The organism is Amphritea sp. (genome assembly GCF_050300915.1).
Classification (GTDB): Bacteria; Pseudomonadota; Gammaproteobacteria; order Pseudomonadales; family Balneatricaceae; genus Amphritea.
Map to the genome: position 1 here is coordinate 13,895 of NZ_JBNKYN010000054.1, position 16,193 is coordinate 30,087.

A 16,193-nucleotide genomic window follows, 5' to 3' on the forward strand; every position below is an offset into this window, starting at 1 on the left:
CCTCTTTCGAGGCGTTTTTTATATTTCGGTATCGGTTAATTGCTAACTTTGAAGCGTTTCATCTTGCTGTACAGCTCACTGGCTACTTGCTTGAATGAGATAGCGATCGTCTGGGTTTCCTGTGTTAGTCCACTGGAGACCCGGTTCTGATCATTTAGCTGAGTCAGGTTACGGTTGATTTCATCGGTGACCAGGCTTTGTTCTTCTGTGGCTGAGGCGATCTGGATAGCCATGTCATTCACCAGTGTCGCTGATGTCTCTATGTCGCTCAGAAGCGCCTGAGTGCTCTCAACCAGATTAACAGAAGAGCTTACCTGTTCTGAGCCTTCACGGATCGAGCTGACAGCCTGATTTACGCCCGATTGCAGTTTCTCGATCATCGTCTGAATCTCTTCAGTGGAGGCCTGGGTCTTGCTCGCAAGTGAGCGAACCTCATCGGATACCACTGCAAACCCCCGACCATGATCACCCGCCCGGGCGGCTTCGATAGCGGCGTTTAACGCGAGCAGGTTTGTCTGGTCTGCAATTCCCCGAATCACGTCGAGCACAGAGGCAATATTGTCTGATTCTTTAGCAAGGTCAGAAATAACCTGTTCAGAGTGCGCAACCGAGCGGCTGAGGTCTTGGAACTGGATAACTGAATTGTTAATAATCTCTTTACCCCGGTGGGAAATATCCACTGTTTTGGCTGTTTCGGACGCTGTGTTCTGAGCATTTTCAGCGACATCACGAATGGCTGTGCTGAACTCTTCAACAGCGGTAGCAATCATTTCAACCCCCTGGCTCTGCTCATTAACGATTGTCATGCTGCTGTCTGCAGATTGCTCCAGTTGCGTTGAGTTGCTGTTCATTGCCTCAGCCTGGTGACGAATATCAGAGATCAGCGCTTCAAGATTGCTGACAAAGGTGTCAAAAGCACTGGCTAACTCACCCAGTTCGTCTTTTCGATCTGAGTTGATTCGCAGAGTCAGGTCGCCATCACCCTGGCTTATATCTTCAATGTTTCCTGTCAGGCGGCGAATATTTGTGACCAGTAACTTAGGGATGAAATAGGTCAGCCCCCCGGCAGTGATTAGCACTATAAAGATGAATATGCCCAGTCCAAAGGATACTTGCGAGATCTGCTGAGCCAGCCGGTCCCGCTCCCGCAGGGATTGCGCATCAAGCTCTTCTCCGGCGAGGTTGTACAGATCGCGCAGCTTTTTAAATGCGGCTAGCGCGTCGCCATCACTTAATGCGTGGGCGGCATCACTATTGCCTGCTTTTTGTAGTGCAAGCACCTTGTCGGCCTTACTCTTCCAGTCATTGAAACGGCTATCAAAAGTGTCCAGCTTTTTAACGATTTCAGGATAATCTGCCATCAGCTGTTTATATTTGTTCATCCGGTCAAGAGCTTGCTGGGCATTCTCATTGAAGTTGTTAAGCGTTTCATCGTTGGTTTTGCCTAGCAGATACTCCAGTTCAGCCTCACGGGCCTGATACAGGTCTCTGTCGGCATTCAAAATGCTGGAAATTGCCGGGAGGTAGTTTTGACCAAAGGTGTTTACACCCGATTTCAGATCATCAGTCAAAACCTTGCCTGATGCTGCGACGATGAGTATCGCCAGTGTCAGCATTACCATCGCTATAGAAAGTTTAAATCGTATACTCTGAAATGGGTTGGACTGCATAATTTCCTCAACCTGACGGGTGGTGTTTATTTTTATTCACTTGTGACCAGATTAGCGCGCAGTTGATATAAATCAACGCCTATACATCCCAGAATGACAAATGCGATTGTTGGTGTCGTGCAGGGGGGGCATATTGGCGTTGTAACCGGCTGGCTAATATGCGCTGCATTATCACCAGTGTATTGAATAACCGCAGGAGAGGGGCAAAGCCTCAGAACCCGCGAGGTTCCGAGGCTGAGAAGTTCAGGAAGGGCAGCTTTCTGACAGCGTTTTTGCTCGCTGATATATCTGTTTTGCGGGTAGTCCATTTTTTTCGAGTGCATCGATGTAGGTTGAGGATGCTTTATCCAGAAGAGGTTTCCAGTCGGGGTTGTTGACCCCTCCCTCAATGGTGTAAATGGTATGACCCGCGTCTATTGCCTGTTGCTTGCCGACATCATCAAGTGCGTCAAACACTTTGCCGGCTTTTTCTGCCCATTCCAGTCCGGAGTTGTTATCGATGACCGCCTGCAGGTCTGCAGGCAACGCGTTATAGGTGTTTTTGTTCATCGTTACAATAAAGGACAAAGTATACAGTCCGCCTACTTCAGTATGGGTATTGGCAAGTTCATTCAAGCGGAATGAGGCCATTGCCTCCCAGGGAAAGGCTACGCCATCAATGACGCCTCTTTGCATAGCCGGGTATGAGCCTGGCGCAGGCATCCCCACAGGTTGAGCGTTTAACTCGGTCAGAAGTTCGGCAACAACGGTGGTCGGGCGACGGATACGCAAGGCAGACAAGTCTGACGGCACTTTAATCAACTTATCTTTGGTATGGAGTAGGCCGGGTCCATGGGTGTAAAGGAAGATCGGTTTAGTATCTTCATATTCAGACGAAATCAGATTCTCGTCCAGCAGGCTCTGCAGTATACAGGAACCATTGACTGCGTTTTTGGCTACCCCGGGCAGTTCGACAATCTGTGTGAGAGGGAAACGGTTAGCCGAATAGCCCTGAACCGTTGCCGTAGCATCCATGATCCCACTTTTGACAGCGTCATACTGGGCTGGCGGTTTAGCCAGGGTGCCTGATGGGTATACTTCTACCGCTATTCTGCCTCCCGATTCTGCTTCAATTTTATCAGCCCAGGGCTGAATCAGGTTTTTGTGAGGACCGGCAACGGCGGGCCACAGATGCCCCAGTCGAATAGTGAATTCTGCGGCCTGGGCTGAGGATAGCGGAGCTAAAGCGACAAGGGATGCAGAGATGAGGCTTGCGGCAGTGATTCGGGTCAGCAGTTTAGACATTGTATCTCCTATACATCATCTTCATGATGCGCAGACTGTTTGCCGATAACGTTAAGGTTTTCCTGCATGATCAGGAGAAGGTTCTATGGGATTGTTATCGGGTATTTTGGTCTGCTATATGTTTATTTTTATAAGGTATATAGGTTTTCAGGTTTCTTTAGCGATTAGGCTCTGTTGATATGCGCCAGAGGGCAAGCCTTATTGGTTACTCCCGAGGCTGTGCCGATAGCGATACTCAGTGTTCAAACAGTAAAAAATGTTACTATGAACACTATTAAAAAGCGTTGCCTGATTCTGTTATCGCTGATCTTGCGATAGAGCTCAAGGTCTTAGTAGCGCTATCAATCGTGTTACGAATATAGGTTATTGGATTCAAAAATGTAAAGTTTTTTTGTTTGTGCTAAATTTAATACAGCTTTGTTTTAAGCAAAAGTATATATAAAACAATAGAATATATATCTATTGATTTTTTGTTTATGGTGTAAGTTTTTGGTTTTGTATCCAAGTTGTGATGTGCTCAGATAACGTGATTTATCCGCTTTTGTCCGGGTCTTGGGTATGTGCGGTATGAGAAACAACGGTTAGCAGGAGTCTTGATGAGTAAGCAGGGTCAGCGAGTAATTTTATCGTTACGGCAGATGATTGTTAACGGAGACCTGGCGGCAGGTGAGCGACTACGCGAAGAGTCTCTGGCTGAACGCTTAGGTGTGTCACGTACGCCTATCCGTGTTGCGCTGAAGTTGCTGGCTCAGGAGGGGCTGTTACAAACAGTGGGGGCCCGGGGTTATGCGGTACGGGAGATCAGCACACAAGAGATTAGAAATGCCGTGGATGTTCGGGGGGTGTTAGAGGGGATGGCCGCACGTTTATTGGCTGAAGGTGGAATGACCGATGCAGTGCGGGATACCCTTAAGCAATGTCTTGATAAAGGTGATGAGTTGTTTGCCCAGGGTTCAATTGATGAAGAAGATGTGGTGGTATTCCATGATCTCAATATGAACTTTCATAACACTATTATCGAAAATTGCGGCAATAGTGCTGTTAAGAGTGCCATTATGCTGAACGATCATATCCCCTTTGCATCGGTGCATTCTATTGCGATTGATAGTTCGGCGATGGACAGGGAATATCTGCGGTTGACCTTTGCCAATGTTCAGCATCACTTAGTGTTTGATGCGCTCAGCAACAGGCAGGGTGCCAGAGCTGAAGCTCTGATGCGTGAACACGCAAACGCAGCACTGCGTTATGCGGATATCTTTCGGGTGGGCAGTGCCGATAACGGTGCTATCAAAATGTTGCGTTCTGATCAGCCCGCGGAATAACCTTGATGTTCCCCTTTAAGCGCAACATAAACGAGCGAAAACCACGAATTATCGCTCTATCGTGTAGATAATATCCCCACCGTTATGTTGCGTAGCTGATTGCGTTTCCACGCTCCAGGCATCATTCAGTTTATAGCGCATAAAGAATGTATGGGTTGGTTCCAGCAGACCAACGCCATACTTCACATACAGACGGGGGGAGAGGTATTTGCCGATATACAGAGATGTATCGGTGGCGGTGTCACCGCCAGCAACTCCCAGTTCGTCGATATTGAAGGTCTCAGAGATCTGTTCGGCAACGGTGTTGCCGCCCTTAAGCGTCAAGGCTGAGGCGGCTTTGAATAGCAGTTCCTGTTCGGTCATCGAGCTGCCACCCTCGCCGGGGGCATGACCGAACATCAGATAGGACAGCTGACTGCTTTCTGGCATTGATGGGTCAGAGAACAGGCTTAGCCGTGGTTCATTCAAGGTTCCTGAAACCTTGGCGCCAGCGGTTACCTCGCCGACGACCCTGGACACTCTCATATCAAGCCCGGGGTTGTCTACCGGACCTCCGCTGTAGACCAGGCTGCCCCGGTCGATGTTCAGATCCTGTCCATAGAGTCGGTACTGGCCAGAAGCGACCTGCATGCTGCCGGTCGCCCGGGTTACCTGGCGCTCATCATCTTCAATCAGAATGCTGCCCAGTAAACGTCCTTCAAATCCAAGCGCGTCAAGATAGACTTTATCGCCCAGAGTAATCCTCAGCTGGGTATCCAGTGTGCGTTTTTTGGCGACGGCTGTTTGCGTTTCTGCAGACGGATCGATAATCACCACATCATCAGATATGGGCGAAGAAGCCTGGATATCAGGAGGTTGTATTTTGGCTTCAGGAATCTTGATCTCACCCTGTAACCTGATCTGTTGAGGGTCGATATTTAATTTGACTGATGGGGAGATCCAGGCCTGAATCTCTTCAGTCGCCACGGCCTGAAAACGATTGCCCTCAAGCGAAATCTCGCCACTATCTGTCACCGGGTTGTATTGCCCGTTAAGCGCGACTGGCCCATTGCCGGAGCGCATCTCTCCCTTAAGCTGCAGTGTGTTACTGCCGGGGTTACCAATAACGGACAGGTTGACACCTTCCAGCCTGATACCGACGGCTGGCAGATCAGCCGTCGCATCACTGAGAGTCAGATGGCCCTCTACAACAGGGCGGTCGACAGTACCGGCAAGCGACATTGCTGAATTGATGCTACCGGTTATTGCTTGAAGTTGAGGTGTAAACAGGGAGATAAATTTAAGATCATCCAATGCCAGATCAAGACTGCCCTGGAGATTTTGCTTGGCGTTCAGATTATTGATGCTGATCTGAGCTTTCAGCTGACCTGTTGGTTGTTGCAGGGGAATATGGATATCCCCCTGCAGCTGGTTGTTCTGGCTGTTAAGGTTGATAGTGATTACGTCTGCGATAATCTGCAGATCATCCTCTTCAAGCAGCAGTTCAGCGTCTTTGAGCAGTACCGCTCCTTTCATTTTAGGCGGTTTATTGGGCGCCTGAGAAAATGTCATGCTGGCCTGCAGATAGCCTTGCAGCTTACTTTGATTGGGAGCCCAGGGGGCCAGATGGGTTAATGAGAGTCGCTGGGTATCAAGTGCACCATGAATACCCGCCGCAGTTGACCAGCTAGCGCTGACGCATAGTGAGCTGTTCTGCTTAGCCGTTGATTCGAGGCACAGGGTTTTCAGTTGCGCCTGGTTCTCGCTCAGTTGCAGTGCTACCGGTTGCTGTAGCTGCCATCTGCCCAGTTCCTGCTGCATCAGGTTCAACCGCTCTACACTGCCGCTCCATTGTGCCTCTTGCCAGCGGCCGCTGAGGCTGAGTTGCAGATCTGCAGGCCCTTCATGGGTTTGTAATGTCAGGGTGTGCTGATCGGTTGTTCCCTGTCCGTCGATGCTAAGCTGCTTCCAGTGCTGACCGGCGATACTAAGCTGCGAGGCTGATAACTGAACATGTGAGAGGGCGGATGTGCTCAGGTCGATATCCAGGTCGGCGGTTAATGATGCCGCTTGATCTGTATTAAATGCCAGATTCTGGCCATCAAGTTTGGCGATCAGATGAGGAATATCCTTTGTACCGCTCAGCGAGCCTGCTGCATTAAGGCTGCCGTGTAAACTGGGCAGAAGCTGGTTTAAATCAGGAGAGTGAACACCCCAGGACAGGTTCAGCTTTTCGTCCAGGGTGCCACTTGCGGTTATCTCGGTCGTGGCTACCTGCAGACGCAAAAGGGGGATTGCCAGTTGTTCACCATTCAGTCTGAAAGTGCCGCTGCCGGTTAATGCTTCGTTGCGCAGTTCACCACTGAGCGACTGAAGTAATAGCTCAAGCTGCAGCGGTTTCTCCGCAGGCTGCACTCCGTTAACCGACGCCTGAAAACTAAGTTTTCCGGGCCATTCAGACCAGTGCTTACCTGGATTCAGTTGCTCGCCTGAGACATTAAATTGCCAGCTTAACCCGGGTTGCCAGGTTAGACCACCGCGGGCCTGTACGGCACCCTCAAGGGTGTTGCCGTTGAGCAGCAATTGGTTTAGCTGGTGGTCGTTGCCGTTGCCAGTGAGTGTCCATTGCCCAGAAGGGATGTTGGCGCCAGCCAAGGAAGTGCTGATACTAAACTCATAGTGTTGCAGATCGCCACTGATCTGTAGCTGGCCTGCAGGACTTGTATAGGCGGCGCTCCCCGTCAGAGGGTAGTGCAGATTACGCCACTGGCCGCTAATGTCAAAGCTGACAGGGTTGTTTGCTATAGCAACTTCGCCCTGCAGTGTGAGTGTTAAGCCTTGGTGGTTATCATGCTTATTGATGGTTTGCGGGGCAGTTTGTATCAACTCCAGTTGCTGGATTCGCAGAATATTATTTTTCAGGTGCAGTCTGAGTGATAGTTGAGCGTCCCCCATCTCCGGCAGAGTCGTGTGTAGCTGACTGTTCAGGCTGGCATTGTCACTGCTGCCCCGCGCGTTAATTGAGCCGCTAAGGTTACTGCCGGATAGCTCAGGGGTAAACTGGCCCAACTCGGTGTTAATGTCATTCAGACTGAGCTCGCCCTGCGGTGTTTCGAGCAGATTTTCCAGTGTCGCAGAGAGGCGGGTATTAAGCAGGCCGGTGAGGGTCTGTTGTACCGCCAGAGCATTTTTGTCGCCTTTAAGTGTTCCTGTTATCGTGCCTTGCCCGGACAGTGCTTGTTGCTCCGGCAGGGTGACTGTCCACCGGGTGTTCAGTTGCACGGGAAATAGCCCGCTGGGCTTAATTTGTCCGTTAATGTCGATACTGGCCTGGGGGGCGGTCACACTCAGTTGGTCGAGAATCAGGTTGTCAGTATCACTATGAAGGCTGAGCAAAATCTTTGAGATTTGCGTTGCTGGCGCAGGCTTTCCTGCGGCCGTCGAGCTTGCCAGTGTTAGCTGGTGGATGTTGAGAGCGTCGATCTGTAACTGTACGGGCAGGGTGATATCCGCTAATACCGGGCTGTCTGCAGTGTCCTCAGGAGGGGGGGCAGCGTTAGCCTGGGTAATATACGGCTCTTCGATAGTCAGCTGAATAATATGTAATTTACCGGACAGCAGGGCGGCCGGTTGCCAGTCCAGCGAGACATGAGTAGCAGACAGGGTTAACTCCGGTTGAGTATAGGTGATCTGCCGCAGATCCGGTTTATTCAGTAGCGAGCCGTTGATCTGCTGGATCTGTAGTTGGCCGGGCAGCCACGGCTGACTGATCGAGATCAGTTGCTGCAAACCGCTGGTGGTTGCCGCAAAATAGAAAAACACAGCGATTAGCAGGATAAAAACAAGGGCGGTCAGTGCAAGCAGGGCGGTGGTGAGGCGACGCACAACGCTCCGTCGGGGGCGCTGTTGCTCTCCTGGCTGGGATTGAGGCTGAGATGTCGCCTTGGGCATGGTCACAGATCAGCCCCCAGATTAAAGTGCAGATGCACGCTATTGCTGTCACCATTATCCTGTGGCACGGCGAGGTCAAGGCGCACCGGACCGACGGGAGAGAACCAGCGCAGACCGATACCAATGCCGGTATGCAGGCTGACATCCGCATCATCAAAGGCGTTTCCGCTGTCGATAAATGCAGCGACTCCCCAATCCTCTTTGAAACGGTATTCGACTTCCGCGCTGCCGACCAGCAAGTTACGTCCGCCAATAACATCGCCACTGGCATTACGCGGCCCAAGACTCTGATAATCATAGCCGCGGACGCTGTTATCACCTCCAGCAAAAAAACGCAGGCTGGCGGGTAGCAGATCAAAATCATCGACCCAGGTTGTGCCCGCTTCAGTGCGGCCCAGCAAACGAATGTTTTTGCTCAGGCTGTATATCCCTTTTGCGTTCAGCCGCACCTGGACAAAGTCCTCTGATGACAGCAGTGTCTGGCTGCTGCCACGGAGTTGTGCTGACAGGCTATAACCGTTCTGAATACGTAAGCGGTCTCGGGTTGATATTGTACTGTAGGTTATCTGGGGAATAAGGAAATTAGTGGTATCGGTGACACCGCTAAAAGTGGATTCCTCCTGCTGGTAATTGAGCGCAATAACCTGTTGCCAGCGCCCTCGCTGTTGCTGTTTGGAGATGCCGATGGAGTAGCTTTGGGTTTCAACGCTGTCAGACTTTTCATCCATCATGTTGAAGAGGATGGCGTAGCGGTCTTCACGGGGATTTTTGCCGGGAATTGAATACTCCGCAGACAGGTTGGTGATTATCTCAGAGGCCAGCAACTGGGTGTTGAACTGATGCCCCTGATGATTTACCCAGCGCTTGGTCATCCCTAATTTGGTTCTGGCACCGGTATCGGTACCATAACCGAGACCGGCATGGTACTTAGTGCGCTTATTTGCTTCCAGATCAACAAATATGGGGACCTCTGTGTCACTCATCTGGTTCCACAGGGGACGCACTTCAACACGCTGAAAATAGTCGCTGTCGATCAGGGCTGATTGCAGGTCGATCAGACTACTGTTCTGCACCGGATCACCGGGCGAGAATGTTGCATATGACTTGAGATAGTCATCGTCAAAGGGGTTTGGCGCAAAGGTGATCTCTCCGATATTAAAACGGGGGCCACTATCAAAGTGGAGCATCACGGCTGCGGAATAGTCAGCAAGGTTTACTTCGACACGATGAAGCGTCAGTTTTGCCTGGTAGTAGCCGCGCTCAACGGCTAGTGAGCTGAGCTGCTTTTTTAGCTGTTCATACTGACTGTGTATCAGCGGTGAACCCAGCTTCAGTGTCGTGTTGGCTAACAGCTGTCTGAATGCACTATCGTCACTGGCTGCACCGTTTAGCTGGAGATCAAATTTCGATATCAATAGCTGTTTTCCGGGGATGATACTGTAGTGAGCACTCCAGTTCTGGCCGGTTTTATTCAACTCTGCGGTTATCTGAGGCTGATAAAAGCCTAATGGTTGCAGTGCTGTTTTTATCTCATCTTCTGCCTGGTTGTGCAGATAACGTAACCGGCTGAGGTTAGTAACCTCCTGGTTGTTGAGTTGTTCAATACTCAGAACGCTACGGATATTCATTTCCTGTTCTGCGTTGACCCCATCAATTGAGATGCTGAGGTTTTCTGCATGGAGGTGAAAAGGGATGCTACTCAGTAGTATCAGGAAGATCAGGCGTGTCAGAGTCATAATCCATTGTCAGGTGCGGGCAGAAAGCATAGGGTACGATTATACCGGGTAACATTGCTATTAATACTGCAATTCAAAAATCAACTCTCAGTGTTCAGTGTTTTGGAGCGGTGACCGGAGTCTTGCTGGTGTCGCTGTCGACACCCCTGAAAGACTGCGTTTCAGCAGAAGCATGGCTCTATGCTGAGGTGGTGTGAACACTATTTGTGTTGACCCTCTTCAGCAGATAAAGTTTTATGGCACAGTGGTATTGGAAGTAACGGATGGATTATGCAGTTTTTTGAACAACTTTCATCTGTTGGCTATCGGTTTGGTTGAGAATGGTGTATATCGTCATCGGCGAAAGCACCAACTGTCAATTCAGAGTATGTCGGGTGTAGTTGAGTGCTTAGGTCGGGGTTACAGGCCATACTCAATTCGCTGATTTGCAAGGGAGGCGTTATCTTGAGTACAGACGGTAAACCTATTATAGGATGGCGGGAGTGGGCTTCATTGCCCGATCTGGGGATTGAGCAGATCAAGGTGAAAGTCGACTCAGGGGCACGCACCTCTGCGTTGCATACTTTTCGGGTCGAGCCTTTTCAAAAAAATGGTCAGGATTGGGTCAGTTTTGATGTCCATCCTGATCAGTATGATCTTGAAAGGGTGGTGACCTGTGAGGCGCCTGTTAAAGATATTCGTACTGTTACCGATTCCGGAGGTCACCAGAGTCAGCGTTATGTAGTTCAGACAGACATTGTAATCGGTGATCAGCGCTATCCTATAGAGCTGACACTGACAAATAGAGATACCATGCGTTTTAGGATGTTACTGGGAAGAACGGCAATGAACGGCCGTTTTTTGATAGATCCTGAGGGAGCATACTTAACTTCGCACCGCATACACTCGTCAGAGTAATAAGGTTTTTTAATGAAAATTGCTATTTTATCCCGTAATTCATCGCTGTATTCCACCCGCCGTCTGATTGAAGCCGCAGAGGCCGCTGGGCATGAGGTGAAAGTGCTGGACGTATTGCGCTGCTACATGAATATCAACTCCGAAGAGCAGAGTATTCACTTTAAAGGGGTTGATCTGGGTAAGTTTGATGCGGTTATTCCACGTATAGGTGCGTCGGTCACCTTCTACGGAACGGCAGTGTTGCGTCAGTTAGAGATGATGGATGTTTACCCTCTGAACGAGTCAGTCGCCATCAGCCGTTCGCGGGATAAACTGCGTTCAATGCAGCTGTTATCGCGGAAGAAGGTTGGCTTGCCGATTACTGGTTTTGCCAACAAACCCAGTGATATTCCCGATCTGTTAGATATGGTCGGGGGCGCACCGGTTGTGCTCAAGCTGCTTGAGGGAACTCAGGGCATTGGTGTAGTACTGGCAGAGACCCGTAAGGCGGCAGAGAGTGTGTTGGAAGCCTTTATGGGGATGAAAACGAATATCATGGTGCAGGAGTTCATCAAAGAGGCCGGAGGGGCAGATATTCGTTGTCTGGTGATCGGCGATAAAGTGGTTGCGGCAATGAAGCGCCAGGGCAAAGAGGGCGAGTTCCGCTCCAACCTGCATCGCGGAGGCTCTGCTTCGCTGGTGAGAATTACTCCGCAGGAGCGGGCAACGGCGGTTCTGGCGGCGAAAACCATGGGGTTGAATGTAGCCGGTGTCGACCTGTTGCGCTCAGAGCGGGGGCCTCTGGTTATGGAGGTAAACTCAAGCCCCGGTCTTGAGGGGGTGGAGCGCGCGACCGGTAAAGATGTGGCCGCGAGTATTATCCACTTTCTTGAGAAGAGCGTTGCCGCTAAAAAGCATTCAACCCGTACCCGTACCCGCGGAAAAGGATAATCGACCGTGCCTTTGCTGAACCGTCCAATAGAGATTGCCGGTTGTATTGTAAAGCCAGGTGAACGTAAAACAATTCATGTTGATCTGGCGCGCCTGTATACCAATACCCATCTGGATCTTGATATTGAAGTTATCCATGGGCGTCGTTCCGGCCCAACACTGATGGTGTGTGCTGCCATTCATGGGGATGAACTTAACGGTGTAGAGATTTGTCGTCAGTTACTGAAGTACAAATCTTTGCATCGTATCGCGGGAACCCTGATTATTGTTCCGGTGGTTAATATCTTTGGATTTATTCAGCAGAGCCGTTATCTGCCAGACCGGCGTGACCTGAATCGCTGCTTTCCCGGCAGCGAGAAGGGCTCTCTGGCGAGCCGGATTGCTTACATATTCCGCACCCAGATTCTCAGTCACTGTACTCATGTACTTGATCTGCACACCGGGGCGATTCATCGCAGTAATATGCCACAAATCAGGGCTAATCTGGATAACCCTATAGCCAAGGAGATGGCTAATGCGTTTGGCGCCCCGGTGATTATTGATTCAAAGCTCCGGGATGGTTCTCTGCGTCAGTGCGCCGATGAAGCGGGTATCTCGCTGATTCTTTATGAAGCGGGAGAGGCGCTGCGGTTTGATGACAGAGCTATTCGCGGCGGAATTCGTGGCGTATTGAATGTGGTGCGTTATCTGAAAATGTTACCGCAACTGAAGAAAACCAAAAAAGCCCTGGCTCCCGTCGTAGCGAACTCATCTGCCTGGATTCGCACCAATTCCGATGGGGTTTTCCGCTCTGTAGTATCTGTCGGGCAGCGTGTCAGCAGAGGACAGCAGATGGGGATTGTTGCCTCGCCCTTTGGTACGCATGAAGAGGAGGTTATAGCGCCTAACTCAGGAATTATCATCGGACAGAATAATATTCCGGTGGTCAATGAGGGTGATGCGCTCTATCACCTGGCCCGTTTTGAAGCGAGCAGTCTCGCTGCTGAAAAACAGGTTGAACGGATTACAGAAGAGATTGAAGCCCAGCAGATGCCGGAAGATTTTGAGTTTTAATCTATATAATTTAATTGCTTAGACTTGTTTTTTAAAGTTTTTTATTGCGCTGATGGCAAGATTGTTCTGCGCAATAATCGTTGATTTCCCCCCTTAGTACTTGATGGCGTTCTTAACCAGTTCATTACTGAGTTTACGAATATTTCTTGCCATATCCCGGGCCAGATTCAAGGTGATAATCCCGAAATCAAATGGGTAGTTTTCATGGATGCGGGCAAACAGATCTGAACTGATTTCCAGTACACGAGTTTCGCAGTTTGCAATGGCGTAGCCTGCGTGATCTTGAAGTGCAATCATCGCAACAAAACCTACTTCTTCACCAAAACTAATATCACGGGTGTTGTAGCGTTGCTCATTGTGGAGCTTAACAAAGCTTAGATTACCTTCCAGAACAACAAAGAAAGCATCACCTTTGTCCCCACTGTTAAACACCTTTTCGCCTTCAGCAAGCTCAAGTATGCGCCCCTCTTCGAGAACAAAGTTGATACAGTCATCTGAGAGTGCTCCAAAAAGAGAGCCCTGGCGAATGGTTTCCTGAGGGAGGCGGTTATGAATGGCCTCTGGAGTTATTGTTTTCATCGCTTACTGAATAATTGAGCCGTTTAAGGTCAGCCTAGTACAGATCTGCTGCTTAGGTGAAATGATTGTTAGAGGAACTGTTCAATATTAAGTGGTTTGCTGTCACCCAGCCACATAATATATTTAGTATGGTCATCAAGGTCGTTGCCGGTAACAGGGTGGATAAACAGGGTAAGACCGTTACGGTTGAGAATTAACCAGGGAAGCACTTCACCAATTTGTTCGGCGCTGAATGAAAGCTGACAGCTCCACTCAGGGTGAGGGCCTACCCGTTTCTGGTGAACTCTGCCCATCGTGACACCCAGTGTCGTGCGGGCTTGTTCACAAAACTCTTCAGCCTGTTTGAGGCTGGCAGAATCAAAATAGACATGTGCATGATAGGCTGAAATTACTGAAGATGGCTGGGTCATAACTCTTCCTGTGTTTGTTGGCAGCGGTAGATCATAGATTAAAGTAATTTTCTGACGCAATTGTTATCGTAAAACTGAATACAACAGAAAGAAAACAGATAGGCTAAAAATGTCTGTATCTGCGATCCTGTATGGCCGATTAAGCGTATAATCAGCCTCTCGACGTGAGTTGGCTACAGGATTAGCAGGAATATACGATGAAAAAGACCCATGTGCAGGCATCACTGACATTGGATGCGGCTCTGGTAGTTGCCAAGGCTGCTATCAGTAAAGGAAATGAGCTTGGCTTCAAAATGATTGCGGTGGTGGTTGATACGGCGGGTAACCGCCTGGTTTCCCTGCGAGAGCCTGGTGCTCCCATGCCTGCGATGGATTTTGCGGAGAAAAAAGCGTACACCGCTGCCAACTTCAGGACAGCGACTGAGAAGTGGGCAGAGATACTGGAGGGGCGGCCCATCGTGGCTAATGGTTTGGCGCAACATGACAAGGTGGCACTGTTTGGTGGTGGTTTGCCGATATTGCTGGATGGCAGTGTGGTCGGAGCCATCGGTGTATCCGGGGGTAAAGTGCCGGATGACATAGCGTGCGCTGAGGCGGGTGTTGAAGCGTTTAATGCGCTGCCCTGATCTGGGGGGCAGAGTGTTTAGCTGGATAGCTCGTTGGAGAAAAACTGACATCAGAAAACTGATTATTATCGGTATCGGTTACTCAAGTCATAACCTCTCCAAAGCGCTACTGGCTGCCGGTGGTTATCAGATAATTGCCTATATCGATGAAGAGCCCTGGAATCATCTGAACCGGATGAACGGGGCAAAAATACACTATCCCAGTGAGTTGTTAGCACTGACAAAAAAGCATCGTGTTGATGGAATATTGAGATTTGAGGGTGAGGGCTGGCAGCCAGATAGTGGGTGCCTGATCGCACTTAAAAAATTATCGGCGGACGATATAGTCCTGAATGGGTTGCTGACACCTGATGAACAGATCAGCGTGATTGGCCAGTATCTGTCGCGTTAACGCGAGGGCAGGAGACTGGCTCGCTCAGCGGTGAGCCAGTGGACCTGGAATGAATTTAGGCAGTTCAGCAGAAAGAAAACTGGTTAGTTTTTTAGCGATATAAGACAAAGTCTCTGTCAGATACTCTGCACGTAACTGATCCGCTTCAGCAATGATTTTATTCAGATCATATTCAGCAGATTGGTCGATATAGATGTGTTTGTTCATGGTGATACTCTCTGGAATGTTTAACTCAGGAGTGATTTTAGACTTTGGTATAACAAAGGACAAACGAGTAATTCTTGGATTATAGTTTAGAAAAATTCATCTGATATAGTGATGAGATCGATAAAAATAGATCTCAATGCAATGGGATCTTAAGTCATTCGAATTATTCTATTACTATGGCAATATAGTGATTCGTTTTCACCTAACCCTCTCTTTATAATGATCGATTCGCTCCAGTGATCCAATTCACTGTTTTTCTCGTCATTCACAGGCTGCTTTTCGTGTCCCGAATACTGCGTAAATTTTTCCTGCCAGTGGTTTGTCCCTCTGCCATTGTATCCATTGTCCAGCAGGCGATGCTGGTTGTTCTGCCTCTCTATGTGTTAGCAATTGGGGGAACGCTGGCTCAATCAGCGATGATTATCGGTCTGAAAGGTATCGGGATGATGCTTGCTGATCTGCCTGCAGGTCTGCTGCTGGCCCGTTTTGGTGACAAACGGGTTATGCTCGGTGCGGCGCTTGGCTCTGTTGTGGCATTGCTGCTGATGTCTCTGTTTCCAATAATGCCTGTCTTAACCTCAGCGGCACTGTTTCTTGGGTTAGCCCACGGGAGCTGGCTGGTGGGACGAATCTCTTTTATCACCGATGCATCCTCTATTGAGGAGCGGGGCCGGGTGATGGCCTTGTCTGCTGGCACTATCAGGCTGGGCAATGTTATCGGCCCACTATTGGCTGGCCTTCTGATCGCCGCGCAGGGCTATCAGGTGACACTGGGGCTGTTTGCTCTCAGTTCGTTGCTGGTGGTGGTGTTTGTTGTGCGCTGGATTCCCTATAGCACACCTCAGGAGCATGACAGTCATAGTGTTGTGGCTTTGCGAAACGCTCTTGTCGATAACCGTAAGGTGTTTTTGACGGCGGGGGTTGCATCATTTGCTTTAATGCTGGTGCGCTCTTCCAGAGCGCTTCTGCTGCCTCTGACAGGGGCTGCCCTGATGCTGGATGAAACCAGTATTGGTTTCGCGATTTCCGCAGGGGCCATGATTGATACGCTGCTGTTTTATCCGGCAGGTACTCTGAGTGACCGGATTGGGCGTAAGCCGATCTTTATTGCCAGTCTGGTGTTGCTTGGCTTGAGTATCAGCTTGCTGCCATTAGCTG

General features: G+C 49.7%; 14 protein-coding genes. 7 read left to right on the forward strand and 7 right to left on the reverse strand.

The genetic code is table 11. The annotated features are described in order from the left end of the window. Window positions 1-35: 35 nt before the first annotated feature. Complete coding sequence (locus ACQY8X_RS14180) at window positions 36-1,670, reverse strand: methyl-accepting chemotaxis protein (protein WP_428035793.1); 1,635 nt, start codon at window positions 1,668-1,670, stop codon at window positions 36-38. Window positions 1,671-1,913: 243 nt separating this feature from the next. After that, window positions 1,914-2,954 (reverse strand): TRAP transporter substrate-binding protein, encoded by a 1,041-nt coding sequence (locus ACQY8X_RS14185; RefSeq protein WP_428035794.1) that lies wholly within the window; start codon window positions 2,952-2,954, stop codon window positions 1,914-1,916. A 596-nt stretch (window positions 2,955-3,550) separates the two neighbouring features. Here ACQY8X_RS14185 and ACQY8X_RS14190 point away from each other — a divergent pair. Then, on the forward strand, window positions 3,551-4,276 hold the full coding sequence (locus ACQY8X_RS14190; RefSeq protein WP_428035795.1) for a GntR family transcriptional regulator: 726 nt from the start codon (window positions 3,551-3,553) through the stop codon (window positions 4,274-4,276). 48 nt (window positions 4,277-4,324) lie between these two features. Here ACQY8X_RS14190 and ACQY8X_RS14195 read toward each other — a convergent pair whose 3' ends face one another. Both ACQY8X_RS14195 and ACQY8X_RS14200 read right to left on the reverse strand, forming a co-directional pair. Beyond that, window positions 4,325-8,206, reverse strand: coding sequence for a translocation/assembly module TamB domain-containing protein (locus tag ACQY8X_RS14195; RefSeq protein WP_428035806.1), 3,882 nt, complete (start codon window positions 8,204-8,206; stop codon window positions 4,325-4,327). Between the two features lie 2 nt (window positions 8,207-8,208). Then, window positions 8,209-9,942 carry an autotransporter assembly complex protein TamA gene (locus ACQY8X_RS14200; protein WP_428035796.1) on the reverse strand — a complete coding sequence of 578 codons (1,734 nt, stop codon included), beginning with the start codon at window positions 9,940-9,942 and terminating at the stop codon, window positions 8,209-8,211. A gap of 444 nt (window positions 9,943-10,386) precedes the next feature. On the opposite strand from ACQY8X_RS14200, the gene ACQY8X_RS14205 reads away from it, so the two are divergent. Genes ACQY8X_RS14205 through ACQY8X_RS14215 form a run of 3 tightly spaced genes read left to right on the forward strand, consistent with a single transcriptional unit; the run spans window position 10,387 to window position 12,822 of the window. After that, window positions 10,387-10,839: an ATP-dependent zinc protease family protein gene (locus tag ACQY8X_RS14205; RefSeq protein ID WP_428035797.1), complete on the forward strand. Its 453-nt coding sequence runs from the start codon at window positions 10,387-10,389 to the stop codon at window positions 10,837-10,839. A gap of 12 nt (window positions 10,840-10,851) precedes the next feature. Next, window positions 10,852-11,769, forward strand: a complete 918-nt coding sequence (gene rimK, locus ACQY8X_RS14210; protein ID WP_428035798.1) for a 30S ribosomal protein S6--L-glutamate ligase — start codon at window positions 10,852-10,854, stop codon at window positions 11,767-11,769. A gap of 6 nt (window positions 11,770-11,775) precedes the next feature. Next, window positions 11,776-12,822 (forward strand): succinylglutamate desuccinylase/aspartoacylase family protein, encoded by a 1,047-nt coding sequence (locus ACQY8X_RS14215; RefSeq protein WP_428035799.1) that lies wholly within the window; start codon window positions 11,776-11,778, stop codon window positions 12,820-12,822. 93 nt (window positions 12,823-12,915) lie between these two features. Here the strand turns inward: ACQY8X_RS14215 and ACQY8X_RS14220 are convergent, their stop codons facing one another. Continuing rightward, window positions 12,916-13,401 carry a cyclic nucleotide-binding domain-containing protein gene (locus ACQY8X_RS14220; RefSeq protein WP_428035800.1) on the reverse strand — a complete coding sequence of 162 codons (486 nt, stop codon included), beginning with the start codon at window positions 13,399-13,401 and terminating at the stop codon, window positions 12,916-12,918. Between the two features lie 68 nt (window positions 13,402-13,469). Further along, a complete protein-coding gene (locus tag ACQY8X_RS14225; protein ID WP_428035801.1) occupies window positions 13,470-13,811 on the reverse strand; it encodes a DOPA 4,5-dioxygenase family protein in 342 nt (113 codons plus the stop codon). A 197-nt stretch (window positions 13,812-14,008) separates the two neighbouring features. Here ACQY8X_RS14225 and ACQY8X_RS14230 point away from each other — a divergent pair, with 197 nt between their 5' ends. Both ACQY8X_RS14230 and ACQY8X_RS14235 read left to right on the forward strand, forming a co-directional pair. Then, entirely contained in the window at window positions 14,009-14,437 is a 429-nt protein-coding gene (locus ACQY8X_RS14230) for a GlcG/HbpS family heme-binding protein (RefSeq protein WP_428035802.1), read from the forward strand. A 13-nt stretch (window positions 14,438-14,450) separates the two neighbouring features. Next, window positions 14,451-14,828, forward strand: a complete 378-nt coding sequence (locus tag ACQY8X_RS14235) for a nucleoside-diphosphate sugar epimerase/dehydratase (protein WP_428035803.1) — start codon at window positions 14,451-14,453, stop codon at window positions 14,826-14,828. Between the two features lie 24 nt (window positions 14,829-14,852). Here ACQY8X_RS14235 and ACQY8X_RS14240 read toward each other — a convergent pair whose 3' ends face one another. Further along, window positions 14,853-15,035 carry an RSP_7527 family protein gene (locus ACQY8X_RS14240; RefSeq protein ID WP_428035804.1) on the reverse strand — a complete coding sequence of 61 codons (183 nt, stop codon included), beginning with the start codon at window positions 15,033-15,035 and terminating at the stop codon, window positions 14,853-14,855. A gap of 281 nt (window positions 15,036-15,316) precedes the next feature. Here ACQY8X_RS14240 and ACQY8X_RS14245 point away from each other — a divergent pair. Beyond that, window positions 15,317-16,193: MFS transporter (locus ACQY8X_RS14245; protein WP_428035805.1), on the forward strand; the 877-nt coding region annotated here is incomplete at its 3' end.